The sequence below is a fragment of the Marinomonas primoryensis genome, from assembly GCF_013372285.1.
GTDB classification, from domain to species: domain Bacteria; phylum Pseudomonadota; class Gammaproteobacteria; order Pseudomonadales; family Marinomonadaceae; genus Marinomonas; species Marinomonas primoryensis.
This window is the reverse complement of record NZ_CP054301.1, coordinates 2,388,659-2,415,193: the sequence shown is the minus strand read 5'-3', so window position 1 is coordinate 2,415,193 and position 26,535 is coordinate 2,388,659. Positions and strand designations below refer to the sequence as shown.

Annotated in this window: 26 protein-coding genes; 8 read left to right on the top strand and 18 right to left on the bottom strand. The window is 41.3% G+C overall.

Going from position 1 to position 26,535, the window contains the following annotated elements; genetic code table 11:
• Positions 1-390: 390 nt before the first annotated feature.
• The 4 genes from MP3633_RS11190 to MP3633_RS11175 form a co-directional block, all read right to left on the bottom strand.
• Positions 391-1,281: a nucleotidyl transferase AbiEii/AbiGii toxin family protein gene (locus tag MP3633_RS11190; RefSeq protein ID WP_176335607.1), complete on the bottom strand. Its 891-nt coding sequence runs from the start codon at positions 1,279-1,281 to the stop codon at positions 391-393.
• A gap of 1 nt (position 1,282) precedes the next feature.
• On the bottom strand, positions 1,283-1,807 hold the full coding sequence (gene abiEi / locus MP3633_RS11185) for a type IV toxin-antitoxin system AbiEi family antitoxin (RefSeq protein WP_176335606.1): 525 nt from the start codon (positions 1,805-1,807) through the stop codon (positions 1,283-1,285).
• A 377-nt stretch (positions 1,808-2,184) separates the two neighbouring features.
• Complete coding sequence (locus MP3633_RS11180) at positions 2,185-3,189, bottom strand: alpha/beta fold hydrolase (RefSeq protein WP_176335605.1); 1,005 nt, start codon at positions 3,187-3,189, stop codon at positions 2,185-2,187.
• Between the two features lie 173 nt (positions 3,190-3,362).
• Complete coding sequence (locus MP3633_RS11175) at positions 3,363-3,989, bottom strand: NADPH-dependent F420 reductase (protein ID WP_217909004.1); 627 nt, start codon at positions 3,987-3,989, stop codon at positions 3,363-3,365.
• A gap of 96 nt (positions 3,990-4,085) precedes the next feature.
• Between MP3633_RS11175 and MP3633_RS11170 the strand changes: the two genes are divergently transcribed.
• From MP3633_RS11170 to MP3633_RS11160, 3 genes are all read left to right on the top strand, one after another.
• Entirely contained in the window at positions 4,086-4,970 is an 885-nt protein-coding gene (locus tag MP3633_RS11170) for a LysR family transcriptional regulator (protein ID WP_176335604.1), read from the top strand.
• Positions 4,971-5,049: 79 nt separating this feature from the next.
• A complete protein-coding gene (locus MP3633_RS11165) occupies positions 5,050-5,973 on the top strand; it encodes a LysR family transcriptional regulator (RefSeq protein ID WP_176335603.1) in 924 nt (307 codons plus the stop codon).
• A 129-nt stretch (positions 5,974-6,102) separates the two neighbouring features.
• On the top strand, positions 6,103-6,300 hold the full coding sequence (locus MP3633_RS11160) for a tautomerase family protein (protein ID WP_024023255.1): 198 nt from the start codon (positions 6,103-6,105) through the stop codon (positions 6,298-6,300).
• Between the two features lie 123 nt (positions 6,301-6,423).
• Here MP3633_RS11160 and MP3633_RS11155 read toward each other — a convergent pair whose 3' ends face one another.
• The 11 genes from MP3633_RS11155 to MP3633_RS11105 all read right to left on the bottom strand — a co-directional run bounded on the left by MP3633_RS11155 (position 6,424) and on the right by MP3633_RS11105 (position 18,455).
• Positions 6,424-7,875 carry an aldehyde dehydrogenase gene (locus MP3633_RS11155; RefSeq protein ID WP_176335602.1) on the bottom strand — a complete coding sequence of 484 codons (1,452 nt, stop codon included), beginning with the start codon at positions 7,873-7,875 and terminating at the stop codon, positions 6,424-6,426.
• A gap of 45 nt (positions 7,876-7,920) precedes the next feature.
• On the bottom strand, positions 7,921-9,645 hold the full coding sequence (locus MP3633_RS11150) for a GMC family oxidoreductase (RefSeq protein WP_176335601.1): 1,725 nt from the start codon (positions 9,643-9,645) through the stop codon (positions 7,921-7,923).
• 120 nt (positions 9,646-9,765) lie between these two features.
• On the bottom strand, positions 9,766-10,467 hold the full coding sequence (locus tag MP3633_RS11145; RefSeq protein ID WP_176335600.1) for a fumarylacetoacetate hydrolase family protein: 702 nt from the start codon (positions 10,465-10,467) through the stop codon (positions 9,766-9,768).
• Positions 10,468-10,511: 44 nt separating this feature from the next.
• The gene (locus tag MP3633_RS11140) at positions 10,512-11,543 is read right to left on the bottom strand and encodes a cupin domain-containing protein (protein WP_176335599.1); all 1,032 of its coding nucleotides are present in this window, start codon (positions 11,541-11,543) and stop codon (positions 10,512-10,514) included.
• A 52-nt stretch (positions 11,544-11,595) separates the two neighbouring features.
• A complete protein-coding gene (maiA, locus tag MP3633_RS11135) occupies positions 11,596-12,237 on the bottom strand; it encodes a maleylacetoacetate isomerase (protein WP_176335598.1) in 642 nt (213 codons plus the stop codon).
• Between the two features lie 9 nt (positions 12,238-12,246).
• Positions 12,247-14,190, bottom strand: coding sequence for a TRAP transporter permease (locus MP3633_RS11130; RefSeq protein WP_176335597.1), 1,944 nt, complete (start codon positions 14,188-14,190; stop codon positions 12,247-12,249).
• A 42-nt stretch (positions 14,191-14,232) separates the two neighbouring features.
• Entirely contained in the window at positions 14,233-15,195 is a 963-nt protein-coding gene (locus MP3633_RS11125; protein ID WP_176335596.1) for a TAXI family TRAP transporter solute-binding subunit, read from the bottom strand.
• A gap of 93 nt (positions 15,196-15,288) precedes the next feature.
• The gene (locus tag MP3633_RS11120; protein WP_176335595.1) at positions 15,289-15,603 is read right to left on the bottom strand and encodes a non-heme iron oxygenase ferredoxin subunit; all 315 of its coding nucleotides are present in this window, start codon (positions 15,601-15,603) and stop codon (positions 15,289-15,291) included.
• Between the two features lie 24 nt (positions 15,604-15,627).
• Positions 15,628-16,101, bottom strand: a complete 474-nt coding sequence (locus MP3633_RS11115) for an aromatic-ring-hydroxylating dioxygenase subunit beta (protein ID WP_176335594.1) — start codon at positions 16,099-16,101, stop codon at positions 15,628-15,630.
• A 2-nt stretch (positions 16,102-16,103) separates the two neighbouring features.
• Entirely contained in the window at positions 16,104-17,360 is a 1,257-nt protein-coding gene (locus MP3633_RS11110) for an aromatic ring-hydroxylating dioxygenase subunit alpha (RefSeq protein ID WP_176335593.1), read from the bottom strand.
• 108 nt (positions 17,361-17,468) lie between these two features.
• Positions 17,469-18,455: a 2Fe-2S iron-sulfur cluster-binding protein gene (locus tag MP3633_RS11105; RefSeq protein WP_176335592.1), complete on the bottom strand. Its 987-nt coding sequence runs from the start codon at positions 18,453-18,455 to the stop codon at positions 17,469-17,471.
• Between the two features lie 130 nt (positions 18,456-18,585).
• Between MP3633_RS11105 and MP3633_RS11100 the strand changes: the two genes are divergently transcribed.
• From MP3633_RS11100 to MP3633_RS11090, 3 genes are all read left to right on the top strand, one after another.
• Complete coding sequence (locus MP3633_RS11100) at positions 18,586-19,491, top strand: LysR family transcriptional regulator (protein ID WP_176335591.1); 906 nt, start codon at positions 18,586-18,588, stop codon at positions 19,489-19,491.
• Positions 19,492-20,434: 943 nt separating this feature from the next.
• Positions 20,435-22,204 carry a sensor domain-containing diguanylate cyclase gene (locus MP3633_RS11095; protein WP_176335590.1) on the top strand — a complete coding sequence of 590 codons (1,770 nt, stop codon included), beginning with the start codon at positions 20,435-20,437 and terminating at the stop codon, positions 22,202-22,204.
• A gap of 239 nt (positions 22,205-22,443) precedes the next feature.
• Complete coding sequence (locus MP3633_RS11090; RefSeq protein ID WP_176335589.1) at positions 22,444-23,958, top strand: sensor domain-containing diguanylate cyclase; 1,515 nt, start codon at positions 22,444-22,446, stop codon at positions 23,956-23,958.
• Between the two features lie 68 nt (positions 23,959-24,026).
• Here MP3633_RS11090 and csrA read toward each other — a convergent pair whose 3' ends face one another.
• Both csrA and MP3633_RS11080 read right to left on the bottom strand, forming a co-directional pair.
• Positions 24,027-24,248: a carbon storage regulator CsrA gene (csrA, locus tag MP3633_RS11085; protein WP_176335588.1), complete on the bottom strand. Its 222-nt coding sequence runs from the start codon at positions 24,246-24,248 to the stop codon at positions 24,027-24,029.
• A gap of 130 nt (positions 24,249-24,378) precedes the next feature.
• Positions 24,379-25,026 (bottom strand): LexA family protein, encoded by a 648-nt coding sequence (locus tag MP3633_RS11080; RefSeq protein WP_176335587.1) that lies wholly within the window; start codon positions 25,024-25,026, stop codon positions 24,379-24,381.
• A gap of 83 nt (positions 25,027-25,109) precedes the next feature.
• Here MP3633_RS11080 and MP3633_RS11075 point away from each other — a divergent pair, with 83 nt between their 5' ends.
• Together MP3633_RS11075 and MP3633_RS11070 are read left to right on the top strand one after the other, a co-directional pair.
• On the top strand, positions 25,110-25,313 hold the full coding sequence (locus MP3633_RS11075; RefSeq protein WP_112138188.1) for a YdaS family helix-turn-helix protein: 204 nt from the start codon (positions 25,110-25,112) through the stop codon (positions 25,311-25,313).
• A 140-nt stretch (positions 25,314-25,453) separates the two neighbouring features.
• Complete coding sequence (locus tag MP3633_RS11070) at positions 25,454-25,906, top strand: S24 family peptidase (RefSeq protein ID WP_112138189.1); 453 nt, start codon at positions 25,454-25,456, stop codon at positions 25,904-25,906.
• Positions 25,907-26,018: 112 nt separating this feature from the next.
• Here the strand turns inward: MP3633_RS11070 and MP3633_RS11065 are convergent, their stop codons facing one another.
• On the bottom strand, positions 26,019-26,234 hold the full coding sequence (locus tag MP3633_RS11065; RefSeq protein WP_112138191.1) for a DUF1127 domain-containing protein: 216 nt from the start codon (positions 26,232-26,234) through the stop codon (positions 26,019-26,021).
• Between the last annotated feature and the right edge of the window lie 301 nt (positions 26,235-26,535).

Below are 26,535 nucleotides of genomic sequence, written 5' to 3'. Positions count from 1 at the left end.
AAATACATATTCACTCCTCAAAAAAATCATCAAGTTGTAAGTAAATGTCCTTATTTTACTTAAAATGAGGGAATCTTGTCGTTCGGGCATTTATGTACTGGATGTCTCTAAGTGGATCTTTGGTCATAAACCTCCTTGATAAAAATAGACCTTAATCACCTTCCACATTCTTTTATTTATCATTTTTTATCTCTAAGTATCTGTATCTTAAGGATATAAATTCATAATGGTCATTGGTTACTCGTTTGGTTTATAGATATGGAGCATGCGATTAAGGCTCGCCGTTCGACTTGATTGCATGTATCCCTAGATACTACTTAGCATGATTGATCTGGTGGTGAACGGCTTAACATCACTTATCAGCGTTTATATGTCTTATTTAATTATCGTTTAAAAGCCCATATCAAATTTCTTTGTCTGCAAATTAGGTTTGAGTATAGGGTCTGTCATGCTTTTAATTTCAAGTTGCACGTATTGCCAATACTCTGGATTATCGATTGTTCGTTCTTTAATTTGGCTTGGAATGAAACGGCTCATTTCGTTGTTAAAGTCGGCTTTTACCTCTTCTTCGTTCAGTAATTTTTCGACCTGAAGAGTAAGCGTCTCTATGAAGTTAGTTTTTGTTTTGCCTCTTGCCGCAAGTTTTTTGTTGATCAACTCTATGGATACGTCAATACCTCTTTGTTTGATCCAAAGAATATCCCAAACATCACGAGGCTTTATACGTCTCGCACGGTATGCTAAAGCGATGAATTTATCTGCCAAGGTTTCTTCTAATGACTGTACAGGGATCAACAGTCCTTCTGTCGGTACGACGACATCATAATGATTGATTAGTGGTCTTCTCTCAATGTCGAACGAAGGAATAGCACAAACATCTATATGCATTTTTTGACGTGGTAGGTCAGGGCGGTTTGCTTCTTTTTCGATACTAATTTGCCAAGAAGAAGTATCTCCTTGTTTGTCTTGGCTCGGCTTATTTACCCAGATTTGCGTTTCATATTTTTTTTGTATGTACTTTTGAATCTCGACTTCTAAACCATCAAAATCAGCAGGTTTAAAATCGTGCCCGCCATTAAAGTCTAAATCTTCAGATAATCGAGAGCTGTTGTGACATAAGCGAAGTGATGTGCCGCCAATAAAAGTCAGTGATTGCATAACGCCCTGTTTTACCATGACCGCCATAATATCATGGTGCAATATTTCTTTTTCTATAACAGGTGTTATCCCTGCATACTCAGGATTGGTGTTAATAATTTGCTTTATGACTTCTTTGAGCATGTTATGCCTCCAACATTTGCAGGTTTCGATTACAGTTTTTTAAATCCACAATAGCTTGGGATGTTCTGGCTCGATACATTTTGATGTCTGAATCGAAATAAATATTAGGGGCGATTGACTCGATCGTTTTTTTTGTATGTGTAAACTCAATGACTCCATAAGGTGTAGAAAAAATGCCACTTCTACCTTTTGTCATCACAGTGAGTCTGTCCATAACAATTTGTGAAATATCGCCAGTGTAGCTAAGTTGGCTCTCTAGGCTGATATAGTTAAGTACGTCTCCCCTGAGCTTATTTACGATCTTGTAAATTGCCGTTGATCCATCAGGCGGAGTAATTGTACTTTCAAAAATACCCGTTGCGACCCTTCGTAATACACCTTTTTGTACGCAATCTGTGAGAAACTTTGTGAAAGAAGGGGTATGTTTTTCGCCGAGCATAAACGCTATCTCTGTAGCCGTATGAACGCCTCCACCAGCTTTAGTAGCGTGAGATAGTACAGACAGTAATTTTTCTTTTTTTCTCATAAAGGTCTACGTATTATTACTCTATTGGTGTTAAATTGTAGACCTTATAGGTTGGATTGACAATATTTAGGTCTACAAAACATTACCTATAAAGTGTTTTTTTGTAGACCTATTGCGATGAGTAGGAGCTTTTAATTGTATAAAGCTCAATGTTAATTTGAATCAAAGTAACAAATTTGTCCAAAAACATGATTTGATTCGAAGGGTGGAGGTAGGTGATTCGAATTCGCCCTAGGGAGCGTCCCTGTCATGAGGAAATTGCTAATCCATATCGAAATAAGTCAGAGTATGAAACTTATTCTCGACATGGCTTTTGGGTATTAGAGCGTTTGGTTGTCGTCACTGATTTTTAGGTATCAGATATTGGTCTATTTTGATCATTTATTTCTTTCTATAAAGCTATCTAAATCAGACGTGAATTTTTTGGGATTTTTGAACGCTAAGAAATGATCACCTTCTTCTTTCTTTGTATAAATATAGAGCTGCGAATTGGGGATCACTGAGTTGGCCCATTGCTGGCTGCGTACGTTGTGGCTGTAATCACCGCTAAAAATGGCCGTAGGCACGTCTATTTTTTTACTGACAACATCACGCCAATCATTCATCGCATGATCGAACAGTACTTGGCTCATAGAGTCGAAATTGTTCTTTATGGCAGCGGATGCAAAGGCTTCTGAGTTTTGGAAATACAAAGAATCATTTGCGATGTATCGAGCCATGACACTCATGTCGACGATGTCTTCACTCGTTGGTGCACCTGAATAGGCGGCAATCATTTTTTCAGCAGAGGTGGTCATTCCACCGGCATTGAGTCGTTCTTCTTCTGACCAATTTGAGTGTATGTAAATGGAAATAGGCTCATCAATTAATGACAGTGTTTTTATTGATTGTGTGCCAAACAAGTCAATATAACCCCATAAGACTGAGGCGCCCATAGACCAACCGCTAAAATTCACTTTTGATAAATTCAGGTGATCGACAAATTGTTTTAGATCCATTGAATATCGGCTAATGCGATTACCGTATTTCACTCTTTGGGATAGACCTTGGTTTCTCGGGTCTAAAACGTAAACATGGTATTTTTTGCTCAGCAAATACATCACGTTTATGTATTCAGCGCCATTTGCAGACCAGCCTGGAATGAAAATTATTGGTTCCCCTTCACCCGCTTCCCAGTACGCTATTTTGACATCGTCGTTTGTCGTGAAATAATTAATTTCAAGGTCTTTGAAGTCTGAGAGTTTGGTCGGTAATCCTGTTATTTCATTTGGAAAAACAAAATCGTTTTGCAGTGCTTCTACTGCGGATTTTGCTTCAACGACAGGTGCAAAAGAGTAAAGAGAAGCCACAAAAAATAGAATTATTTTTTGACGAGTTTTCATGATGTGATTCCTTGGAAATGAAAAAATTGTCTGCTGAGTGTGTTGATTTTTCTTGTGAGCCTTTTTAGTGATTTTGTTTAATAGAAGGCGGTTTTGAAAAATAGAAAGGTATCGATGTATAAGGGCGCGAATGGCATTCCGAAACGGCCCTTATTCTTGTATTTATGTCGTGATTATAAATGCTTCCATGTTGGCGCAATGTTGGTGCCTTGCCCGAGGAAGAAACCAAATTGAATGTTCATCGCGCCAATTGGCTCTAAAAATCGAGCGTTCTTTAACGGACCGGCATCAATGGCGGTAAAACTTATCGATGAAGCAATCTCAGATATGATGACTTTTGCTGGTTCATTATCAGACGCTAAAAAAACTTGTAGATGTTGGTCATGACGGGCTTCTTCGGGAAGAAGTGGGGCAAAAATAGTATTGAATGCTTTGACGACATAAGCGTTTGGTACGATGGTTTGAATCTCTTCTGCTGCAGAGGTGGTATGTCCAAGAGAAAGCTGTTGGAAATCCTCTGTCACAGGGTTGGATATATCGATCAGTATTTTTTTATCCATATTAGAAGCGGTATTTAATACGTCTTTGATGGCGGAGAAAGGCAGTGCTAGTAACACGACATCCGATACTGCTATTGCGGCCGAAATGCCTCTGGCTTCTACGTCATAGGCTGATTTTTCAGCGAGTGCCGCGGCTTTCGCTTGATCTCGAGCGCCTATTGTTACTTTATATTTAGGCGCAAGAGCGTCAACGAAGCCCGCGGCCATATTTCCTGTACCAAGAATGGCAATGTTCATCATTATTTTCTCGTTGTCAGTTAAAAATATACTGTACAACTTGAAATGTATGAGGATAAATGTCTACTTTGTAGCTTTACTTGAAACAAGGTGTTTCAAATGGATCGTTTATTAAGTATTGAGATTTTTGTTAAGTCTGTTGAGCTGGGGTCATTCTCTGCCGTTGCTGAAGCAATGAATATGTCATCGCAATTGATTGGTAAGCACATTCGGTTTCTTGAGCAAAGTTTGGGTGTGAAATTGATTAATCGAACAACTCGTAGCCAGCATTTAACGGATATTGGGATCAGTTTTTATGAGAGGTCAAAAAATATTTTGGCTGAAATGGAGGTTGTTAGCGGTCTTGTTCAGGAAGTACGCGCGGTGCCAACTGGCAAATTGAGGGTGAGCGCTCCCGTTTCTTTTGGTGTGAATGCGCTTGCGTCATTGCTGCCAGAATATATGACAATGTATCCAGATATAAAAGTGGAAATGTCTTTAACCAACCGAACGGTCGATTTAATTGATGAAGGTTTTGATGTGGCTTTTCGTGTTGGAAACCTGTCTGATAGTGGTTTAATTGCGCGTGCATTGAGACCTTATAAGTTGGTTTTATGCGCGGCGCCACACTATATTCTTGAACATCCGACGATTTCTGAGCCCACAGATTTATTGGAGCATGAATGTTTAGGGTTCTCTCATACAGAGTTGCGTACCCATTGGACATTTCTGACTGAATCAGGGCCGATGTCGGTGCCTGTCTCAGGGCGCTTAATGGTAGATAGCGGGGAGGCTTTAATGAAAGCTGCGATTGCAGGGTTGGGTGTGATGCTTCAGCCGTTAGAGCTAGTTGAAAAGGAGATGGAAACAGGAAGGTTAGTAGAAGTATTAACGAATTACCCTGTTCCAACTAGGCCTATGCACTTGCTGTACGTACCGGATCGTAGAATGACGCCCAAATTACGCAGCTTTATTGACTTTACACTGAGCCACTTTGGGTCCTGATATAGTTTATATCAACGGGTTTTATGCCATAGACTGGATGTTAAATTATCAACCATGAAGAGTCGATAGGGTTCTTAAAATGACCAATATTCCGATAGTAGCCGATTCAATACGTTCAATTATTTACTTCGTCGCCGCGGCGAAAGCTGGCAGTTTTACAACAGCGGCGGATGAATTAGGCATTTCCAAATCTGCGCTAGGCAAAAGCATTGCAAAGCTAGAGTTGCATTTATCCACTAAATTATTTCATCGGACGACTCGCAAGCTGAGCTTAACAACCGAAGGCGAAGCGTACCTAGCAAGTTGTGAGTCGGCGTTGACAATATTGGAAGCGGCGGAGCTTAGTTTGAAAAACAAACAACAGCGACCAAGTGGCAACGTGCGTATTGATGTGCCTTCCGCTTTTGGAAGGCAAGTTGTCATGCCTCTATTATTGAAAATGGCCGCGCAATACCCAGAGTTGAAGCTGACGATTACCTTTAATGACAAGTTGATCGACCCATTAGATTCTGGGTTTGATTTGGCATTTCGTTTCGGCGCTTTAAAAGACAGCGGTGATCTAATTGCAAAGCAGCTGAACGAACAGCGTCTCATATTATGTGCTTCGCCTGATTATCTGGCACAGTTCGGCTTGCCTGTTTCGTTAGAGGAATTAAACGCACACCGCTGCGTGATGGCTTGGCGAGGAGGGCGACCGCTGCCATGGTTAGTGAAATCAGATTCAGGTGATGATGTGTACTGTCACGCCACACCGCATCATCAAATAAGTGATGGCGATGCCATGGTAGATGCCTGTGTTGCTGGGGCGGGCATCATACAATTTCCTGAGTCGTTATTGCGTCCTTTTATTGTGGCGGGAGAACTGGTTCCCATTCTGCCCGCTCTTACACCGTCGTTGACGGGCTTGAACCTCATTTGGCCAAGCAATCGACATTTGATGCCAGGTGTTAGATTTATTATTGATGAGTTTGTCCGTATTTCAGCGGAAGGAAAGTTTGCTTAATGATTGTTGAATAATTCGCTACACAGAATGGAGTCAGAGCGTATTTATTCGCCAATGCTCCTCACGTTACTATGTTTTTCATCAAGTGCAGAGATGCAAAACTAAAATGTAGACCAATGAGGAGTTACCATGCCAGTTGTAAATATTCAGATGTTTGAAGGTCGTGATAGTGCGAAAGCTCAGATCGCTAAAGACGTTACAGAATCAATAGCAAAAAACGCAGGTGTTGATCCGCAGTATGTTTATGTCATTTTTAATGATGTGAAAACGGAAGATTGGGCAATTTCCGGTGAACTGTTTTCTGAGACCGTCAAGAAATCTGGTTGATTTAACCTGTGCTGATTTTGATCTAGATTCTTTATCAGTGTTAAAAAATGTGTGAATTTTCCATATGTTTTTTAAATAAAACCTTAGGGCCACTTTGTTTCGGTGGCTCTAAGGTTTTCTTCTTTAGAATGGGTATTGCTGAGAACTATCTTCTATTGTTAGCCATTTAAGTTCAGTAAACTCGTCAATAACTGCACGACCATCAAAACGTCCATAGCCGCTCGATTTTGTTCCACCATAAGGTGCACTTGCTTCATTTTGAACAGTAGGGCCATTGATATGGCAACTTCCAGTTTCAATACGTTTTGCAACATTTAGAGCCCGTACGATGTCCTTGCCATATACCGCTGACGAAAGTCCAAACTCTGTATCATTTGCCACATGAATTGCATCTTCAGTGTCTTTTACGCGAATTATTGAAATAACTGGACCAAATGTTTCATCTTTGTAAACCTTCATATCAGAGGCTACATTGTCGAGTATTGTTGCTGGATACTGTGATGTATCTGATTTGCCACCAATAACCAACGTCGCTCCCTTAGATAAAGCATCCTCAATTATTGTATTCAATCGGTTGGCAGAGTCCTGACTAATAACAGGTCCAATAATGCACTCTCCTAACGTCGCAGCAGAACCAATACTGAGTTTCTTAGCTCTATCTGCAAATTTTGAAACAAATTCATCAGCAACCTTCTCATCGACAATAATTCGATCAGTCGACATGCAAATTTGCCCTTGATATAAAAACGAGCCAAATATCGCAGCTGAGACTGCATCATCTATTTCAGCATCATCTAACACAATTAGTGGCGATTTATCGCCAAGTTCCAATAGACAGCGTTTTAGGTGTTTGGCAGACTTTTCTGCAATGATACGGCCAACAGAAGTGGATCCAGTAAAATTAATTCTTCGAATGGCTGGGTGCGAAATTAACGCTTCTATCACTTCAGGAGCATCTTCTGGCGCGGTTGTTATAAAGTTCAGTACGCCTTCAGGTAACCCTGCTTCATATACGGCATTGGCGATAAGTCGATGAGTCATTGGGCTTACTTCTGAAGCTCGAAACACAACCGTATTGCCACACACTAGAGGGTAGGCGATTGCGCGAGCGGCAAGTACGACAGGGCCATTCCAAGGTACGATGCTTAAACAGGGTCCAACAGGTTGACGAATTGTCATAGACAGTGAATTAGGCTTATCCGTTGGGATGGTCTCACCTTGAATTTGAGTAGCTAACGACGCCGCCTCTCTAAAAAGGTTAGCGGCCAACATTACGTTAAAGCCGGCCCATAGATCACTTGCACCTACTTCCGCTTTCATCGCAGCAATAAAGTCCCCCATTTTAGCTTCTATTATATCGGCCGCTTTCAATAGCAGCGCACGTCTCTCAGAAGGTGGAGAGGCAGACCAACTTTTAAAAGCCACTCGTGATGATTCGGCTACAAGCAGAGCGTCCTTGACACTTGCCGCAGCACAAGTTGAAACGGTCAAACCGGTCAGTGGATCTTTACGTTGATGTGTTCTACCGGTTTCAGAAGGCATTTCTTTATTATCGATTACTAATTGAGTATTCATTATTCACCTCGTTATTTGAATTTTTTTTAATTATTTTATAACCAGTTAAGCCAGTAAATCCGAAGCTCTTTCTCCGATAAGAACGCATGCTGGCATTGTTGGAACCGATACAATTCTTGGCATAATAGAGCTATCTGCTATTCGTAACTTCTTAAGTCCGTTAACACGTAATTCATTATCAACAACGGCTAAATCATCATTGCCCATTCGACAGGTGCCACTGGCATGAAAATAAGTAGTGGCCCCATTTCTAACAAAGTCTTCCATCTCTTTACCTTTTAATTTCTTTCCAGGTATGACTTCTCGTTTAACATATTTTTTCAGCTCTTGGGTTGAGCCAATCTCTTGACATAGTTCTATGCTTTTAATTAAAGAGGCGACGTCATCTGGATGATCTAGAAAGTTTGCATCAACAATCGGGCGGTCAGAGGGGTTGGAGGATTGGAGTGTGACTCGACCGCGACTTTTAGGTGTTACCATTCCGCCACAAAGAGCCCAGCTAGACGATGGTGGATTATATTCTTTACCAATAACGTCACTGACATATGGCAGCTCTATCTGCACAACACTAATATCAGGAAGGTCAAGAGTACTGTCACTTTTTAAGTATCCTGAAACTTCAGCACCAGAGTTACGATGACTCATTTGAACTGGAGATTCAAATAATACACCACCATGTAGAATGTGATCCTGCATATTTTTTCCGACTTCAGGGGAGTGTACTACGGTATTAATATTATGCTTTTTGAGTTCTACTTCATCACCAATCCCACTCAGCATTAAAAGTTTTGGTGTGTTGAAACCACCACCAGACAGTATCGTTTCCACGTCTGCTTCAACGATAATTCTACCTTTTGATCCTTCAAGCTCGATGCCTTGAACAGTGGTGCCATCAATTACTAATTTATTCACATGGGTATTAACCAAAACAGTCACATTCTTCTGAGCCATAACGGGATACAAGTAAGACCGAGCCATATTCTGGCGCTGGCCATCCTTTATTATGTGATTCATTAACGCGAATCCTTCTCCTGTCACTTCACGTTCACCATTCAAGTCATCTTTAACCGGTAGGCCGAGGCCTCGACATGCATCGAGCATGGCCGTCGCAACAGGTAGCGGGTTGTCAGCAGGCTGACACCATACCGGACCGTTTTTACCTCGATATTGGCTATTTTCTTTTCCGTTCCAATTTTCAATTCGTTTAAAAATCTCAAGAGAAGATTCGTAGTTCCATCGACTATCACCTGTCATTTTGGCCCAATGATCCATATCCGCTTTAAATGGCCGAGCCCAAATAGAGGCATTAATGCTGCTGCCTCCACCTAAAACGCGTCCAGTATGTTCCGCTATAGCTCGTCCATTAACCCCGTGAGAAGGAAGAGACACGTCTCCCCATTCACGTTCAGTTCCTAAATTGGTAAACCAAAGCCTGGGGTCTAGAATCGATGGCGCTGTATCCCAGTCTCCTGCTTCGATTAAAAGAATATTTTTTGATTTATCAGCAGCTAAACGTCCAACAAGAGCACAACCTGCGCTTCCAGCCCCAATTACGATGTAATCGTATTTCTTTTTAAGAGAGGCTCCTCTTTGACGTTGATTTTCTCTTATAGCGTCGAGCTCTTCAGCCCAAACCCTAGCCGCCGTTAATGACAATAAACCTGCAGCACCGGCAAACTGAATAAATTTACGACGGCTAATTTGCCCTTTTAATAAACTGGTCTCCAATTTTTCTAACATTAATCCACTTTTAATGCTTTTATTATTCATGTTAGCTATTCCTTCTGTTTTTATTTTTAATGTGAAAGTATAGGGTTACTTATTTAATTGAATTTTTTGTTATTCATTCTATATGTACGATAAATAGAATGAATAATTTAGATCTTTATTTTATATGGATATTTTCAAATCTATTTTTCCAATATTAGATATTGACCCTGTTATATGATCTCCTTTTATTACAGGGCCAACACCGTCAGGAGTCCCTGTGTAAATTAGATCACCCGGCTGTAAGTGATAGAATTTAGATAAATGTGCGATTATTTCACGTACATTCCATATTAATAAGTTTAAGTCTGAAGACTGTTTTATTTCGCCATTTACGGCCAGTTCTATTTTGCCTTCTGTTAATACTCCGGTTTTAGCAATAGGAACAATTGGGGCAAGAATAGAAGACTCTTCAAAGTCTTTTCCTAAATCCCATGGACGACCGGTTTCTCGAGCTTTTAATTGAAGATCGCGACGTGTCATATCTAGCCCACAGGCGTAACCAAAGATAAGACTTTCTGCTTGATCTTCGTTGACATTAAAACCTGCCTTACCAATGGCAACAACAAACTCCATTTCATAGTGATAGTTGGCAGTTTGTGGTGGGTATTCAATGCTGGAACCACTTGCTACATAGGTACTTGAATCCTTTAGAAAATAAAAAGGCTCTTGGGTAGATTTGTCGACAGTGACACCCATTTCAGTCGCGTGTGCATGATAATTTCGTCCAACACAAAAAATTCGATGCACGGGAAATAGGCTATCAGAGTCAGCTATTTTGGCTAAAACGGGTTCTTTAGCTGGGAATGCGAGTTTGTTAGTCATAACTTTTTCCTTTTCTTAAATATAATTAAGGGTGAATAAACAGATCAAAAAATACCGAGATAACGATGTAAGGGCGCTTCGTCGGCCGTTATGATGAAGGCCGGTTTAGTGGTTGAATGGTTGCAGAGAGATATGTCGGTATAACCTGGGGCGCTTAGCGTGTCTTTTTCTGTCCATAGAATGGCATCATTGGTATCGACCTTTAGGGAACCTTCCCCTTCAACAATATGAAACACACAAGCTGTCGTACGTTTTGGCAAGGACAAGGTTTCGCCGGGGCGCAACATCATGGCACCGAAACCAATACTCGGGAATAAACTGGCTCCGTTTTCAGGATTTACATAGGCAATGCGAATAGGGCGATCGCTATAATGCTGAGCCATTTCAACAAGGCAGGCGCGGGTTTTTGTCCATGGATAACGCAACATAGGTGAGTTTGTGCTTTCTCTATGGAAATCAAATTCAGGCACAACTCCCGCGGCACTGTATTCCGCGAAGGACTTGTCTCGCTCTAGGGTATTGGTTTGTGTTTTTCCTTCTATCGCCCAAGAGCCTTCTAATTGGTAGATTAACGGCAGGTCCAAAATATCCAACCAAATGATAGGGCCGTCGCCTTCATGTTGGTGTTCATGCCATTTTCCTGACGGCGTCAGAATCAAGTCTCCACGCTCCATCACGCAGGGCTCGCCATCCACAATGGTTGTCGCCCCTTCACCTTCTATAATGATGCGTACCGCATTTGGTGTGTGGCGATGATTGGGGGCGGTTTCACCGGGCAAAATTAATTGCAGTCCCATATAAATACTTGGAGTGGCTTGCATGTTAGTGAGTCCATGCCCTGGATTTGCCAAGACTAAAACGCGACGCTCAGCTTTTTCCATTGGTGTTAAATCGCCAGCTTCAATCAGCAATGGACGAAGCTTATCAAAACGCCAATTTAACATTTGTGTTTTTCGACTCGGGACTTTATGGGGTAAAACTGCCCGCATATTTGGCCACAGTGGGACCAGATTTAATTCTGTTAATTTGTCACGATAGGATTGAGGTAAATCCTCTAAAGTGCCTAATGATTGCATGTGGTTCTCCTCGTATTCGTTTTTATGTTTTATCTTGGCTAAGCAAGGTGATTTAACTGATGTAATCTGGTTGTCGATTTGGCGCCGCTTTCAGAAAAGCGGGTTGCTGCTGGCAATGTTCATAAATCGCCAGCACTTTGGTGAACGCGGTTAAATCACATCCAAAGCGCAAAGCATTAGCGACTTGAGGTATTAAGCAGCAATCGGCCATCGTTGGTTGATCTCCAAAGCAATAGGAACCATGACCGTATTCAGTAAGTAAGCTTTCTAGGGCAACGAATCCCTCTTCAATCCAATGCTGATACCACGCTGTTTTTTGCTCTTCTGACACATCGAGTTGTTTCTTCAAATAGCCAAGAATTCGCAAATTATTTACTGGGTGCATATCGCAAGCAATGAGATTAGATACTTCCAATACTCTCGTTCTTGTTAACAGATCATCTGGTAGCAAGCAGGGGGTTGGATAGGCCTGTTCTAGGTAATCTAGGATGGCCATTGATTGAGTGATCTTGTTTCCTTCATCGGTAATCAGCACCGGTACGCCTTTGGCAGGATTGAGCTTTATATGGTTTTCGGTCGCTTGCTCGCCAATACGAATGTTGACACCATGATGCTGGTAATCGACTTCCTTCAAAGCGAGTGCAATGCGCACTCGATAGGAGGTTGAGCTGTTAAAAAAGTTGTATAGCTGCATGGTTTTTTCCTATGGCTGAGTAGAGTTAGGTGATAGCTGTGATGTTGTTTTTTTCATGAAAGAAGCCACTAGAAGTAATGCAACTAATAACCCTAGACCCACTACTTTTGGTATGATTGATGTATCGCCGCCTTGTAAATTAGGAAACAAAAACAAGCCTCCAGAAATCACAAACCCTACTCGCAAAATGAAGTTAAGTTTGTCTTTGAAATAACCTGCAAAACCAACAGATATGGCCCAAACACCTACTAATGCACTTATTACTGTAATGACAATTTGTGATGTTTCTCCAATGAGCAAGAGTGATGGCGTTGTGACAAATAAGAAGGGAATAATGTAAGCAGTCCAACCAAGTCGCATAGAGGTAAGTGCCGTTTTCATCGGGTTTGCCTTCGCAATGCTGGCGGCAAAGAAAGCACCAATAGCAATCGGTGGCGTTACCATGGACATCATACCCAGATAGAAGATGAACAGATGAGCCGCAATTGGCTCTACGCCGACTTGAATCAGAGAAGGTGCGACTAAAACCGCGAGCAGCAGATAGACGCCAACGGTTGGCATTCCCATCCCTAGTACGATGCAAACCACAGCCGAAATGACTAATAATAAAAATAAATTGCCTTGTCCTAATTCCACTAAGAAATAGGTTAAGCCGAAGCCCAAGCCTGTGATGTTTAGAATGCCAATAATGAAACCTGCTGCCGCGCCAATCATGATGATATCAACAATGGAATGCCCGGTTTCTTCTAGACTGCCTAAGATATCTTTGGCCCCCATGCGTTTGCCCTTATAGCCTTTCAATACGCCAACAATCAGTGCTCCAAGAGCCCCCCAAAGGGCGGCCGTTTCTGGACGTTGGTTAAAGCTAAAGAGGGCTAAAATGACAGCTGCAAAAGGAACTATGAAAATCCAACCCTGTTTGAGAACCTTTCTTTTAGAAGGAATAAGTGCTGGGTCAATCGGCATAATTTGTTCTTTAGCCGCTTCAAGATCGACCTGAATATACAGCGCTGCATAATAAAGAATGGCAGGGACTAAGGCAGCTAATACGACGTCGCTATAGCTAATCTGTAGGAATTCAGCCATTAAAAACGCTACTGCGCCCATGACCGGTGGCATAATCTGTCCACCTGTCGACGCTACTGTTTCTATGGCAGCGGCGGTATGTGGTTTAAAGCCGCCTTTCTTCATCATTCGTATGGTAACGACCCCCGTCGCTACTATGTTGGACACAACGACACCAGAAATGGAGCCAAACAGCGCCGAAGCGATAGTGGCAATTTTGCCTGAACCGCCTTTTCTTTTGCCCATCAGTGAAAGGGCAACATCATTGAAAAAATCAGCTCCGCCTGAGCGCAGTAAAAGTTGTCCAAATAGAATGAAACCAATCACGATTGTAGCGGCGACGTTTAGGGTTAACCCCAGCATTCCATTGGTATCAACACCGAGATAAACGAAAAGTCTATCTAGACTGATTTCACGGGTTTGTAAAGGTCCAGAAAGATGATTACCAATGAGAGCAAACGTCATAAAAAGTAAGACGACAATCACTAAGGTAATACCCACCACACGTCTTAGCCCTTCTAGTACAAGAGCAAATAGAATGGCTGAAACAGTTAAAGAATCTAAAGTAAGATCAAGTTGTCGCTCAACAAGATCAGGATATTGCACAGCTAAATATAGACTGGTGATCAAACCCAGTAGCGCAAGTAGCCCATTTAGGCTTCGTTTTAGTTGACTACTTTGAGGTTTTATAAAAACCAGCGCCAAACTGATTCCCAAGATCGCTGCTAAATATTGCTCGGTATAAATGGCTATTCCTAAACGGCTGAATAGGTCAGCAGCAAAGGCAATGGCAGCCAAGGTGATTAGTACCCCAAGGCTATTTCTTAATGCCGGCATTATTGCCGGCTCGGTTGTTAGTACTTCTTGGGTAGAAGATTCAACGTTCATTTAAAACACCTTTTACAGAGAAAAAAGTTGAGAGATGAAAAATCATTTCTCCCAGAGACCCTTTTCTTTGAAATAACGAACCGCACCAGGGTGATATTGAATGCCTGGGTAATTTTTATTCGGCGTGTTGACGGCGAGCGCTTTAAAACCGGGAAAAATTTGTATTAAAGCCTCTTTATTTTCAAGGATGGCTTTTACTAATTGATAAACATTTTCGTCAGATACTTTATCGTTGACGATTAATACGTTATCCCACGTCAGCATTTGGGTTGGTTTGTCTATGCCTACCAAGTGTGGTGCGGGTTTCACTTCAGAAAAATAAAATGCAGGGCGTATTTTAAGAACCGCATTAAGTGCCGATTGATCTGCTTTGACGGGTAAGAACTTCACTCCGCCCACAGAAGCATCAACTTCTGCTACTTTAGGTCCGCCAACGGCAAAGTAAGTGGCGTCAAGGCGACCTGATGAAAGATTGTCTGCGGCGCGGATGAGATCAGGAACAGGGATGTTTTTAACGTCATCCCAAGTTAATCCTCCTGTGGCCAGCATGGCTTCCATGTGAGGGCGGCCGATTGGGAAAGCATTCCAACCTGAAGCAACGCGTTTACCTTTGAGGTCTTCAATACGGTTGATTCCAGAGTCCTGGCGTACAAAAATACCGATGGGTTGAGGGCTAATACGTAAGGCCACTCTTAAATGACTGCGTTTTTTGCCTTTGTAATCGGCTACTCCTTGTACCGCGACAATAGCGTCGTTGACATCATTAATAGCAAATTCAGCAAGCCCTTGGTTGACGGCATCCATCATGGCTCGATTACCGCTGTAAGGTTGAACGACTAAGTTGATGTTGGCTTTAGAGCGTCCTACATTGGCAATACCGTTGCTCATAGTATTCCAAACTGAGCCTTGTGGTGGTGAGGCAATAGACAAAATTTGTGCAGATGCATTGGCTGATATCAGTGTGATAGAGCAGGCCGTAATAAGTGGTAATAGTAATTTTTTCATTATTCTCTCCAGTTCATTTATATTTATTGTTGCTGCTGGCTAGCGTATTTTTTATGACGGTTTAAAACGTCATAAAAAATAGAAAAAGTGTTATTAACTAAATTTGAGGAAAACCTGCCCGTCTTCCATTCGAGTCGCGTATGTTTTGATGTCTTCTGTAAGTGGCTCGCTCATGGCCTTACCACTTTTTATACAAAACCTTCCTTGATGAAGTGGGCATTCAATCTCCCCATCTTCCAAAAAACCGTCACTTAACAGGGCGTGCCCGTGTGTGCAAATATTGTCCGTAGCAAAGATTTCATCCTCTACTTTATAAAATGCTATTTGATGGCCGTTTACAGTAACTCCAATAACATCGTCTTCAGGGATATCGTCAATGCTGATTGAACTTATCCAGTTGTCGCTCATGGAAAATCTTCCTCTTTTCGAGTGTTAAATTGGGTAAATCAATGAATTAAGAATCATCTCGTTGTCAAAGATGCAGAGCCGAGACTCAATCTGAATCCCTTTTTCTGTTATGCGTAAACGGTCTAGATAACGGCCTACGTTATAAATTTCTGCAATGCCGTCGTTCTTAGTTCGGAAGACGGTGTAATTGGCCTGAGATTCAATAACACCATTGTCAGATTCGCTTAGTATCAATGGCGATGAGACCATATGTAGTTGATGGTAAGGGTCGTGAAAGATGGTTTCGGTAATGCCATAAATACGGTCTTTCAACATGCCTTTACTTGTGAGTGATAGCGCCGCCATGGGCAGGTTTCGATCAAAGTTTTCACGGGCCTGAACTTTGTAGACACACTCTTCGACAAACATGTCGAGCCACTCGCTCCAATTGGCTTGGTCAACTACCGCTGCATAGTTTTGGTAGAACTGAGTCAGTTTTAGATAGTTATCTGTTTTCATGGTTATACTCCCATCACTTTTCGCCAGTAGGCATACATGCCACGGATTAAGGTTTCGGAGACCATATGATCGGTTTCTTCTATTTCTTTGCCGCCAAGTTCTGCAAGTGATCTATGGAAGGGTTTTTGTTCAAAACCCTGTTGGGAAAACTCAATAACTTCCCCATCATCAGCCGAGACAAACCCTGCTGGACCAAAAAGATTGGCTTGTCTTAAGCGCCGTTCAGTCATTTCTTGTGTGTCGTCTTCGTAACCGAAATGAGTCCAGACAAAATCGAATGAGCCATGACCATTAGGTTGAATGTGGCGAGTACTGACGCTATTGACTTGTTGTTGCAAAATGACACTTGGGAACAGTGTCATCATCACTGCTGTCGGGCCTTCCCACCACGGCTCCACTTCAACATCTAAAAAGCTAGGGTCATTGAGTTGCATGGATTCTTTAAAGCTAGAAACATTGGTGGTTTGTGAGTCTTTACCACCTGAGCCACGAGTCGAAATCATCGCGGCATGACGAAAATGCTTATCCATTTTCAACTCAGAACGGTTATCGGCACGCCATAAGCCAAAAGTAACAAACCAAGTGTGTAATAAACCGGGATGGTAAGGGTCTTTGATGTTTTCTTGCATTAGCTTCCAGTTGCCTGGAATACGTTGTTTGTTGTAACCCAATAAAGTGAGTTTTCGGCCATTAAACATGCGGTCGAAATAAGACAGCATGGTTGGTCCAAGAAAGTCTTCAAACGACTCTATATCGTGATCGAAGCTGGCAAAAACTACGCCGCCTCGTACTGCGACTAAAAGTTTGGTTAAACCATGATCTGAGGTTTTGAAGTCTTTCGACATACCGCCTTTTACTTTACCGTCTTGTTTAACTCCGCGGCGGAAAGGAACGCCTTGAAGATTGCCTTCTAAGTCGTAATTCCACTGATGATAAGGACAGGTAAAGCTTTTAGCGTTGCCATGTTTTTCGCGACAAAAGCGCATGCCGCGATGGGCGCAAACATTTTCGACAACATAAATACTATTATCTTCATGGCGAACCATGATGACGGAGCGTTCACCAATAACAGTACGTTTAAAATCGCCCGGTTGTGGAATTTCGGCTTCTAGTCCGACATAGCACCAATGGTCTTTATAGAAAAGTTTTTGAAGCTCCTGCTTGTGTATATCTTCATTTGTATAGGCCCAAAATGGAATGCGACTGGTGTCTTCATGGTTCCAAATTGGCGTCACGGGAATGCGATTTTCCTGACTCATTTTGCTCACCCTTTTTTGTCTTTATTGTGGGTTGAATGTATCCCTTTAAGGAAATGACTGGCTTCCTATAAGGCATTGTTTAAATGTAATAACGCTAGATAAACGGCTTTAAACCCCGCTTGGGTAGAAGGCATCGGCATATATATGCTCAATATCTGCACCACGATGAGTGCAGGCCAAAGAGGCCGCCTCAACCATCGCGGGAGCACCTGCCAAATAAATTCGCCAGTTTTTCAGCTCGGGAAAATCGGTTGTAATGGCATCGGTAACCAGACCACGGAAATAGGTGCTATTAGGTTTTGTGTGGTCCAGAGCAACTTTGTATTGGAAGTTTTTATATTCAGAAGCTAAACGGTCCAAATAGTCTAAACCGTATAAATCTTCTTCAGTGCGGGCGCCAAATACCACATGAATACGGTTCTTCATGCCAGACTCTAATGCACCACGAACAATTGAAATGATGGGAGCAAGTCCTGTACCTGTCGCAACACAAAGCATAGGGTCGGCGTTTTTACGGCGTAGGTAAGAAGCACCAAGTGGGCCATTTAATTTGATGGCGTCGCCGATTTTGATGTTGTCGTCAAGTTTTGACGTAACCCGCCCATTCGGAATAAGGCGAATGTGAAATTCCAGCGTGTCATCTTCTGTTACTCCGGCCATCGAATAAGAGCGAGTACCGCCGTCTTTCCAAAAGCTGAGGTTGGCGAATTGACCAGGAGAATAGTCTAGGCCCTTGTTGGCTTTAAGCTTCAGTCTACGAACGTCATTGGAAAGAATGTCGTAAGAAACGACTTGAGCCTTTATTGTTTTGGTTGGGTGCGTAATGATTTCATCTGGTTCAGGAATCTCAATGATGGAATCAGTTTCTATACGACTCTGGCAGGCTAAAACAAATTGGCCATGTTGTGCTAAACGACCCTCAGCGGCGGATGGTCCGCTTACTGTGCCCTTAATTACTTTGCAACGGCAGGTGCCACAGCGACCAGATAAGCAACTATAGGAGATAGGAATTTGATTTTCCAAAAACGCTTCTAGCAACGTGCTGCCTTGAGAGGCTGTTATCGTTTTATTGGTGGGTTTAATTAAAATTTCCATCTTCGCTCTTACTTATTATTGTTTGATTTATGTGCGATGCTTTTGCATAAAATCGACTATAGAAGTTGTTGAGATATTCAGATATAAAATAACTCTTATAATGTATATTCACGACAGTGAGACCTCTATCATGATTCGCCTACAAAATATTGACTTAAACTTATTGGTTGTATTTCAACTAATGTACCGAGAACGTAAGACTGGTCTAGTTGCAGAACAGCTTGGACTAACCCAACCCGCCGTGAGTAATGCCTTAGCTAGATTAAGGCTAGCGTTGAATGATGAGTTGTTTGAACGAACAGCTCGTGGAATGAGGCCTACACCATTTGCTGACAGTATTGCTGAGTCTATTGGCTACGCATTAAGTACTCTGCAAGATGGTTTAAATTATCAAGAACGCTTCGATCCGCTTTCTAGTAATCGATCCTTTTGTATCAATATGACGGATTTAGGTGAGATCTATATGTTGCCGCGTTTGATGGCATATATTGCTGAACATGCGCCAAATATTTCAGTGAGTACTGTGAGAGACCAGGGTCAATCTCTTAAGGAAGAGTTGGAAATGGGCAGTGTGGATCTTGCAATTGGATTATTACCACAGTTAGAAGCTGGTTTTTATCAAAGACGGTTATTTGACCAAGATTACGTTTGTTTGATGCGTAAAGGGCACCCCTATTCTGAGGGAACACTCACGTTAGAAAAATTTTCTGAATCTGAGCATATTGTCATAGAAGCGAAAGATACAGGGCATGGACGAGTAGAAAAATTATTAGCAAAAAGCGGAGTTTTACGAGTCAGTAAATTGAAACTGCCACACTTCATTTCTGCACCGTATATTGTAGCAAAAACGGATCTTATCGCTACAGTGACAGAGAAGCTTGCCTTACAAACATCCGAAAATCTTGGTTTGATTGTCAAGCCACATCCCGTCGATATTCCTCCAGCACAAATCAACATGTTTTGGCACCGACGTTATCATCAAGATACCGGCAATATTTGGTTTCGCAATTTGGTTTTTGAATTATTTTCGGAGTAAATTAAAGAGTCGATGGGCTCCTAGTGTTTAACAGGCCGTGGTGGCCTTTAGATGCAAGAGTCTGGACTTGATCTGACTGCTTTACTTGATAGTTTCTCGTTTCGATAAATGGACTTCCTAGAAGTGGTTACCTCTAAAAAATACATTTCTTTGAACTTAGCTGGTGGTGCCACACCGCCTGTATGCGAGCAACGTGTTATGAATTAAGATTTCTTCTATACTGCTATACCAGATGGCGAATCTGAAATACACCATATGGTCTGAATGTTGGCTTGTTGCCGTTACCCTAATGAGGTAAAGGCGCATTAGCCGTTAAAAAATGAGATGCTTCTTTTTGCTGCTTTTTTGTAGCGAGAATTAATTCAAAAACATATTTTTGTAAAACTCGTTTTTTGATAAATCTTAAATTATGTATTTTTAAATATAACTAAATGATTTTAAAAGATTTATTCCTTCTTAATTTATTTATATCAAATTATATAAATTAAAGTAACGTATGAAAATCGGGCTCATAACCCGAAGGTCGTAGGTTCGAACCCTGCTCCCGCAACCATTTCTTATATTCCAATCAAAGCTATAACTTTTTCATCAAAAATTTTACGTTATTTTCTTTCCTCTATTGCTTCTTTGATCTTCTATGTCGTGCCTTTTAAAGGCTCATATGGCGAATCTGCGACCATATTGTAACCAAAATACATATCTACCCCTCAAAAAATCATACTACAAAGAAAGAGATCCTGAGTTTGATGTACTTCTTTGGCTCTTCTGCAATGGGGCTATCAATGATAGTGCCTTAGCTTTATCTGATAACAAATAATATTCGTGTCGTGTGTTTTCGTCATGAAAGGAGGTTATAGTTTAATGATAGAGGCTTTTTAAGTGCGACGAATTTTCTGGTAGTACTTAAGTTTAAATGACACATCATAAATTGAGTTAACTACACATGAAGACTGTTCCGTTACGCTGGTTGATTGTTGCCCCATTCGTAGTGCTTGCATTGATATCGGGTGTAACGATGTACTTGGTTTCCACGATAACAATATCGAATATTGCAAATACGGTGGGAATACAATATATCAAAGAGGTAGAGGGGCGTATTTATGACCGTGTGCAGGATTTCGTGGCACCGCTGAACAATATTGTTGAGGTTAATCTCAATGCTTTTTCTCACAGGCCTGAACTGCTTAATAATCTGATTCCTATCGCTAGCCGATTTTACGAGCAAGCTGCACCTTACGCGCAAATGACGTTTATTTCTATTGCAACGGTCGATGGGCGTTACCTTGCTTCAGCGCAAGACCCTATCAGAAGAGGGCAGCATAATATTGCAGCTAATTTTGTTTACAAAGCCCTCACAATGGAGGGGTTTGAATACGATCCAGTAAACGCTATTGGCGCTAAGATACAGTCCGATCCAACCTTTAGTTATGACCCTAGAGTACGGCCATTTTATACGGATGCTATAAAAGAAAGGGGAATGACGTGGAGTGACATTCATCCTTACTATGGTTATCCCGCGCTTGGTATTGGGTTGTCTGCTCCTATATACAATGTGAAAGGAGCGCTCCTAGGCGTTACCGCGACAAGCATTGCTCTGATCGAGTTGGATCAATACCTTGAATCTCTAAAACTAGTCGATGGTGCTTATATTTTTTTGGCCGAAGAAAATGGAGCACTAATTGCAACCTCGGAGCAGGGTGAACTATACAGAACCGCTGATGGTGTGACGACTCGAGCTAATCTTAATAACCATCCTAATGAAATTTTTCAGTTGGCGAGTCAGAACTTAGAAGAAGGAACGCAAACACTTAATATTAAAGGACAAGAGTATTTATATTATGTTCGACCGATAACGCTAAAATATGGAAAAAGTTGGCTGATAGGTATTTTAATTCCTAGTGCATATCATAAGAAAGTTTTAACAGATTACACCCACAGTACGATTATTATTACGCTGGTATTGTTTGTGTGCATTGGGTTAATTGGTTCATTGATTGCTCGCTATATTGGCAAGCCAATTCAGCTTCTCAATAAAGCAGCAAATGATAATAATATCAAGAGCATTCAAGTGCTACCTCAGCCTCTAAGTGGAATTCGAGAGATTAACTCTCTTAGCCAAGGGTTGAGCTCAATGGCAGATAACCTTTTTGATATAATGCAGAATTTGGAAGAAAAAGTGTCGGAAAGAACCTCTTATCTACAAGGTGAAAATAAACATTTACTAGAAAGCTCTCTAACCGATGAGCTAACGGGCTTATATAACCGCCGTGGATTCAACCTAGCATTTGATCAAGTCTTAAAGAATGTTCAGAAAAACAAACAGCAATTCACTTTAGTTTTGTGTGATATTGACCATTTTAAATACATTAATGACAAATTTGGGCATACAGTGGGTGATTTTGCTCTGGTTTCTGTTGCCATGAGCCTTAAGAAATATGCACGAGCTTCTATAGACATTGTTGTGCGCTATGGTGGTGATGAGTTTGCATTGGTGTTTCTAAATACCGATGTTGCTCAAGTGGAAAAAAGACTCAATAGCATCCAAGAAGAATGTGCTAGTACCCCAGTGGTTAAAAGCGAATATATCACGATGAGTTTTGGCGTTGTTCATGTCAGTGAGGGTTCATCTATTTCTGCGGAAGAGCTGATTGAACAAGCAGATAAGAAGCTATACCAAGCTAAGAATGATGGTAGAAATAAAATAGTCATCTAATTTTTTGTAGTATTTCCACCTATATTTAACGCCAACTACTTTGATAAGAAGGGAATGCTAATGGGTAAGTGGATAAAGGAGATCAGCCACGGTTACTCTTTATCACACTGGGAACTATATCTTATTGATTTATATAAAAGGTTTTATATGACAAAATCGTGAGTAAGACCCTAAAGAATATAGTTATGCGAAGGTGGAGAGGGATTTTGAAATTTATGTTATCACTTAGGTTTTTGATTGTGTCACTTTCTCTCTCTGGTGTCTTATTTACTATTGGGAATGGATATTATTCAACGTATCAATTACAAAAGAATCTTTTGATAGATGTATCACTAGAATCCAACCGAGTCTATGCGGAGAAGTTAGCCCATATGACAGAGAGTTTTTTAGAAAATGCTAAATCTCAGTTGGGCACTGGTGCTGTATTTGTCGCTCCTATGTTAGAGCGTAAAGTCATTCAACCTGCTGAATTACAATCAGGGTTAGACCAAATTAGAAATATGAGTCAAGGTTTTAATTCTGTCTCTATATTGGACCGAAATGGTGTAATTCTATCTATTTCACCAAAATTCATAGGTTTAGAAGGCAGCCGTTTAAGCGATTCTATAACCAGTAACTTTGAAGATAGCTCAGCGAAATTCATTGGTCCTATTACTGGACCCACAGGAACTTACCTCTCTTTTTTATCACACCCAATATTTAGTAAAACCGGTGAGTATATTGGTGACTTGCTGGGAACTATCTACCTTCACGAAAACCGATTTTTGGATCGTTTACTCTCACAGCATGGCTATGTGGATGGTTCTTATGTCTACGTTGTATCACCACAGAAAGACCTCATTTACCATCCATTGAAAAACCGAATAGGGGAAAAGGTAACCAATAACGAGGTTATAAATCGCGTTACAAAAGGTCAAAGTGGCTCGTTGGAAGTTGTTAATTCAAAAGGCGTTCCTATGGTCACTGGCTACGCGTATGTTAAAGAGTCAGGTTGGGGGATTGTTGCTCAAAGTCCACGAGCCACAGTCTTGAAGGAGCTAGATAGACAGCTATGGTTAGTGATGAAGCAGGCTATCCCTATGCAAATTCTTATCCTTACCTTTATTGTCGGCTCGGCTTATTTTATTGCTAGGCCCCTTCGTCAATTAGCTCAAAGTACAACAAATCGAGATAGAACGATCAAAATAAAAGCTTGGTTTTATGAAGCGTATTTACTTAAAAAAGTCATTCGGAAGGAAATCGATTTTTTGAATGATAAAGTGTCTAGGTTTGATGAAGATCGAAAAAAAGACGCTTTAACTGGTTTGATGAACCGTCGTGCAATGGATGAGCTTGTTGCAGATTTGGTTGCGCAGTTGACGCCCTTTAGTGTGATTTTCTTTGATATTGACCATTTTAAATACGTAAATGATGAGTTTGGCCATGATGTTGGCGATGACGTGCTTAAAGCTCTTACCAGAATAGTCAGTCAAAAAATAAATGATGAGGGGATTTTAATCCGTTCAGGTGGGGAGGAGTTTATAGTAATACTGCCAGGTAAAAAACCACAGCACGCGATAGACTTAGCCGAAGAAATACGCGTGCTTGTGGCGCAAGAAGTGATACCGCAAATTGCTAGACCCATTACTATTTCGCTTGGTGTTTCTAATTGGAATCATACAATGGAGGAAGGAGATGCATTCAAGCGCGCCGACCTTGCTATGTACGAGTCAAAAAACGCAGGACGTAACCGTGTTACAAGTCGTTTTTACTAATTGCATTTAAGCGCAAGTCAATCAGACCGAGGGGCTTCCCAGAACTTACTAGGTGGTATAGACCCATTTTACAGCGACGAGCTCGCAGTGTTTGTTTTTTGATTAGATGGATCCGTTTTTTGTGCCTGGGAGGATTGAATTCGGTTATAAATTTCTTCTCGATGAACGCTCACATCTTTTGGTGCTTTAATGCCAATGCGAACTTGAGGGCCTTGTACACTGATCACCATGATTTCCGTATCGTCTCCGATAATGATTTTCTCGCCGGGGCGTCGAGTGACTACGAGCATGATTCCATTCCTTTATTGGTTGTAGGCGATATTAAAAATACAGTTTATGTTGTTAGTTTGTCAACAATTTACAGTTTAAGATTTCTTAATTAGCTAGGGCTTGCTAGGAGTTTTGTGCTTGCTGGGTGGCTTAAAAGAGGGCTCTTGCTTGTTTGACAACGCCAATAATATTGACTTTTTTAGATACTTCAATCGGTCGGTAATTGGGATTTAATGGTTTTAAGTAGATTTGACCTGCGTCTATGACGAGCTTTTTAAAGGTAACTTCGTTGTTGCCTTCGGTATTGGCAACAATCAAATCACCATTTTTGGCGTTTTGATTTGGTTCAACAAGGATAAGGTATCCTTCTGGAATACTAATGCCGGAAACCGACGTCATGCTGTCGCCAACTACTGTTAGCCAAAATGCATTTCTAGATGTCTCAATAGGTGAATCTAACCATTCCGAATGATTGCTTAGATTTTTGTGTGCTGGCCATGCCGCTGCTTGCAAAGCGGTAATAATAGGTCGCTGATTATCTAATAGTGACTGCTGGGAAGGGGTGCCATTGTTATAACTGGACAGATTTTCTCTAACTTCGCACGCCGTTCCAAGTAATAACCACTCAGGGTCACAGCCAATCTCTTTAGATAGGCTTATTAATTTTCGAGGATTTTGTGTTCTGCCGTCCTCGATTTTTTGCAGCGATTGCTGTGTAATGCCAACACGTTTTGCTAACTCTGCTTGAGTTAGTCCTAGTTCTGTTCTTTTTTTCTTAACACGTTCAGCGATAGTCATTTCCTAATGATTACAACTTTATCTGTATTTGACAAACAATAAAAACTGTTATCATATACAGTAAAGGTTGTTAAGGAGGTTATATGTCAGCCATTGCAAAAGTAGTCGTAGTTGTAGGAAGTCAAACGGCACTTGCTCGAATGTTAGGTGTGAAACAAGCTCATGTTTGGAACTGGTTACATGTCCATAAGCGTTGCCCTGCCAAATATATACGGCGAGCCTCGTTAGTAACTAAGGGGGAAGTAACTGAAAGTGAGCTTCTGCAAGATCATGAAAGGATATCTTGAGTGTTAATTAAACAGAATCATTATGATGGTGTTTCTAATCTGTTCAATCGTCGTTTAATTGTGTTTGTTTATTAAAATTTACTAGGTTATTCGCGGTGTTTAAATCATACTGTACAGATATACAGTTTGAGTGTTTTTTTATGCGCGTTTCGTATCTTGGTTCTTCAGAGTCTGCTGCTTTCATTGCGGCAAACAGTATCCGAATTCCTCTTTACTCGGAGTCAGCTAAGCTTTCTCCGAAGAGTCAGCCGTCTAAAGATAAATCTTTGGACCTTAATACCTTATGTATTCAAAACCCGACGTCGACCTTTTTTGTACGAGCTCAAGGTGAATCGATTGCCAAAGTCGATATTCAAACGGGTGACGTGTTAGTAGCGGATCGTTCATTAACGGCTCGCCATGGGGATATTGTTATTGCCTATGAGCATGGCAAGATGTCGGTCATGATATTGGAGTTAAAACCTGATGTACTGCTTCGACCTAAAAACAAAGCCTATGCGGCAAGCGCTGCTCCTGTTGTCACATCAGAAACGTCGAGCTTAGAAATATTTGGCGTTGTGACCAGTGTGGTTCGTCAGTTAGATCGTGGTTAACATTTATCTATTGTAATAAAAACGCCTTTCACTACATGGTAGTGAAAGGCGTATTGGCCATCCAGCCTAGTGTTTTACCGTCACTTTAGAGCCTTCTATGGTGACGATCGAATTATCCGTCGCTCGGTTGCTCTCCCGGCGGAATTTGAGACTTTCCTATTACTGTCTTTTCGATGTCTTTGTTACCCGCTAATGGACGAATGTGCCCGTTGTCACGATAGAAACCAATGTCTTTTAAGTAGTGGTCGTCAAGTTGACGAAAAACTTGGTTGGTGCGGCGAGTTTCGAAGTAGTCTTTGGCTGCGTTGAATAGGGCAATGATACTCATAAATGTTCTCCAAATTAGTGTTATTGGCGGAACTTACGAGGCTTTTTTATAGAAGTGACCGCGTAAATTCCGCGGTCAATAGTGAATTACACAGGCATTGAACGCGTGGACAAAGTTGAGCGAATTCGTGAATAGCAAGTCGCCATCGAAGAAGCATAATGATTCAGTGTTTGTTTAGTCATCTGTCTTCTCCTTCATCTTTGTGTGGTATTCAATTGTGTAATTTTTGCTCTTTGAGCTCCTCGATTGAGCCTTTTTTCATGCCTTATGTCAATTGCTTATATCGAAATAATGTTTTTTT

Bases quoted from the DNA above. Each gene is read 5' to 3' on its own strand.
- MP3633_RS11190 (WP_176335607.1), bottom strand. From the start codon at position 1,281: ATGCTCAAAGAAGTCATAAAGCAAATTATTAACACCAATCCTGAGTAT.
- abiEi (WP_176335606.1), bottom strand. From the start codon at position 1,807: ATGAGAAAAAAAGAAAAATTACTGTCTGTACTATCTCACGCTACTAAA.
- MP3633_RS11180 (WP_176335605.1), bottom strand. From the start codon at position 3,189: ATGAAAACTCGTCAAAAAATAATTCTATTTTTTGTGGCTTCTCTTTAC.
- MP3633_RS11175 (WP_217909004.1), bottom strand. From the start codon at position 3,989: ATGATGAACATTGCCATTCTTGGTACAGGAAATATGGCCGCGGGCTTC.
- MP3633_RS11170 (WP_176335604.1), top strand. From the start codon at position 4,086: ATGGATCGTTTATTAAGTATTGAGATTTTTGTTAAGTCTGTTGAGCTG.
- MP3633_RS11165 (WP_176335603.1), top strand. From the start codon at position 5,050: ATGACCAATATTCCGATAGTAGCCGATTCAATACGTTCAATTATTTAC.
- MP3633_RS11160 (WP_024023255.1), top strand. From the start codon at position 6,103: ATGCCAGTTGTAAATATTCAGATGTTTGAAGGTCGTGATAGTGCGAAA.
- MP3633_RS11155 (WP_176335602.1), bottom strand. From the start codon at position 7,875: ATGAATACTCAATTAGTAATCGATAATAAAGAAATGCCTTCTGAAACC.
- MP3633_RS11150 (WP_176335601.1), bottom strand. From the start codon at position 9,645: ATGAATAATAAAAGCATTAAAAGTGGATTAATGTTAGAAAAATTGGAG.
- MP3633_RS11145 (WP_176335600.1), bottom strand. From the start codon at position 10,467: ATGACTAACAAACTCGCATTCCCAGCTAAAGAACCCGTTTTAGCCAAA.
- MP3633_RS11140 (WP_176335599.1), bottom strand. From the start codon at position 11,543: ATGCAATCATTAGGCACTTTAGAGGATTTACCTCAATCCTATCGTGAC.
- maiA (WP_176335598.1), bottom strand. From the start codon at position 12,237: ATGCAGCTATACAACTTTTTTAACAGCTCAACCTCCTATCGAGTGCGC.
- MP3633_RS11130 (WP_176335597.1), bottom strand. From the start codon at position 14,190: ATGAACGTTGAATCTTCTACCCAAGAAGTACTAACAACCGAGCCGGCA.
- MP3633_RS11125 (WP_176335596.1), bottom strand. From the start codon at position 15,195: ATGAAAAAATTACTATTACCACTTATTACGGCCTGCTCTATCACACTG.
- MP3633_RS11120 (WP_176335595.1), bottom strand. From the start codon at position 15,603: ATGAGCGACAACTGGATAAGTTCAATCAGCATTGACGATATCCCTGAA.
- MP3633_RS11115 (WP_176335594.1), bottom strand. From the start codon at position 16,101: ATGAAAACAGATAACTATCTAAAACTGACTCAGTTCTACCAAAACTAT.
- MP3633_RS11110 (WP_176335593.1), bottom strand. From the start codon at position 17,360: ATGAGTCAGGAAAATCGCATTCCCGTGACGCCAATTTGGAACCATGAA.
- MP3633_RS11105 (WP_176335592.1), bottom strand. From the start codon at position 18,455: ATGGAAATTTTAATTAAACCCACCAATAAAACGATAACAGCCTCTCAA.
- MP3633_RS11100 (WP_176335591.1), top strand. From the start codon at position 18,586: ATGATTCGCCTACAAAATATTGACTTAAACTTATTGGTTGTATTTCAA.
- MP3633_RS11095 (WP_176335590.1), top strand. From the start codon at position 20,435: ATGAAGACTGTTCCGTTACGCTGGTTGATTGTTGCCCCATTCGTAGTG.
- csrA (WP_176335588.1), bottom strand. From the start codon at position 24,248: ATGCTCGTAGTCACTCGACGCCCCGGCGAGAAAATCATTATCGGAGAC.
- MP3633_RS11080 (WP_176335587.1), bottom strand. From the start codon at position 25,026: ATGACTATCGCTGAACGTGTTAAGAAAAAAAGAACAGAACTAGGACTA.
- MP3633_RS11075 (WP_112138188.1), top strand. From the start codon at position 25,110: ATGTCAGCCATTGCAAAAGTAGTCGTAGTTGTAGGAAGTCAAACGGCA.
- MP3633_RS11070 (WP_112138189.1), top strand. From the start codon at position 25,454: ATGCGCGTTTCGTATCTTGGTTCTTCAGAGTCTGCTGCTTTCATTGCG.
- MP3633_RS11065 (WP_112138191.1), bottom strand. From the start codon at position 26,234: ATGAGTATCATTGCCCTATTCAACGCAGCCAAAGACTACTTCGAAACT.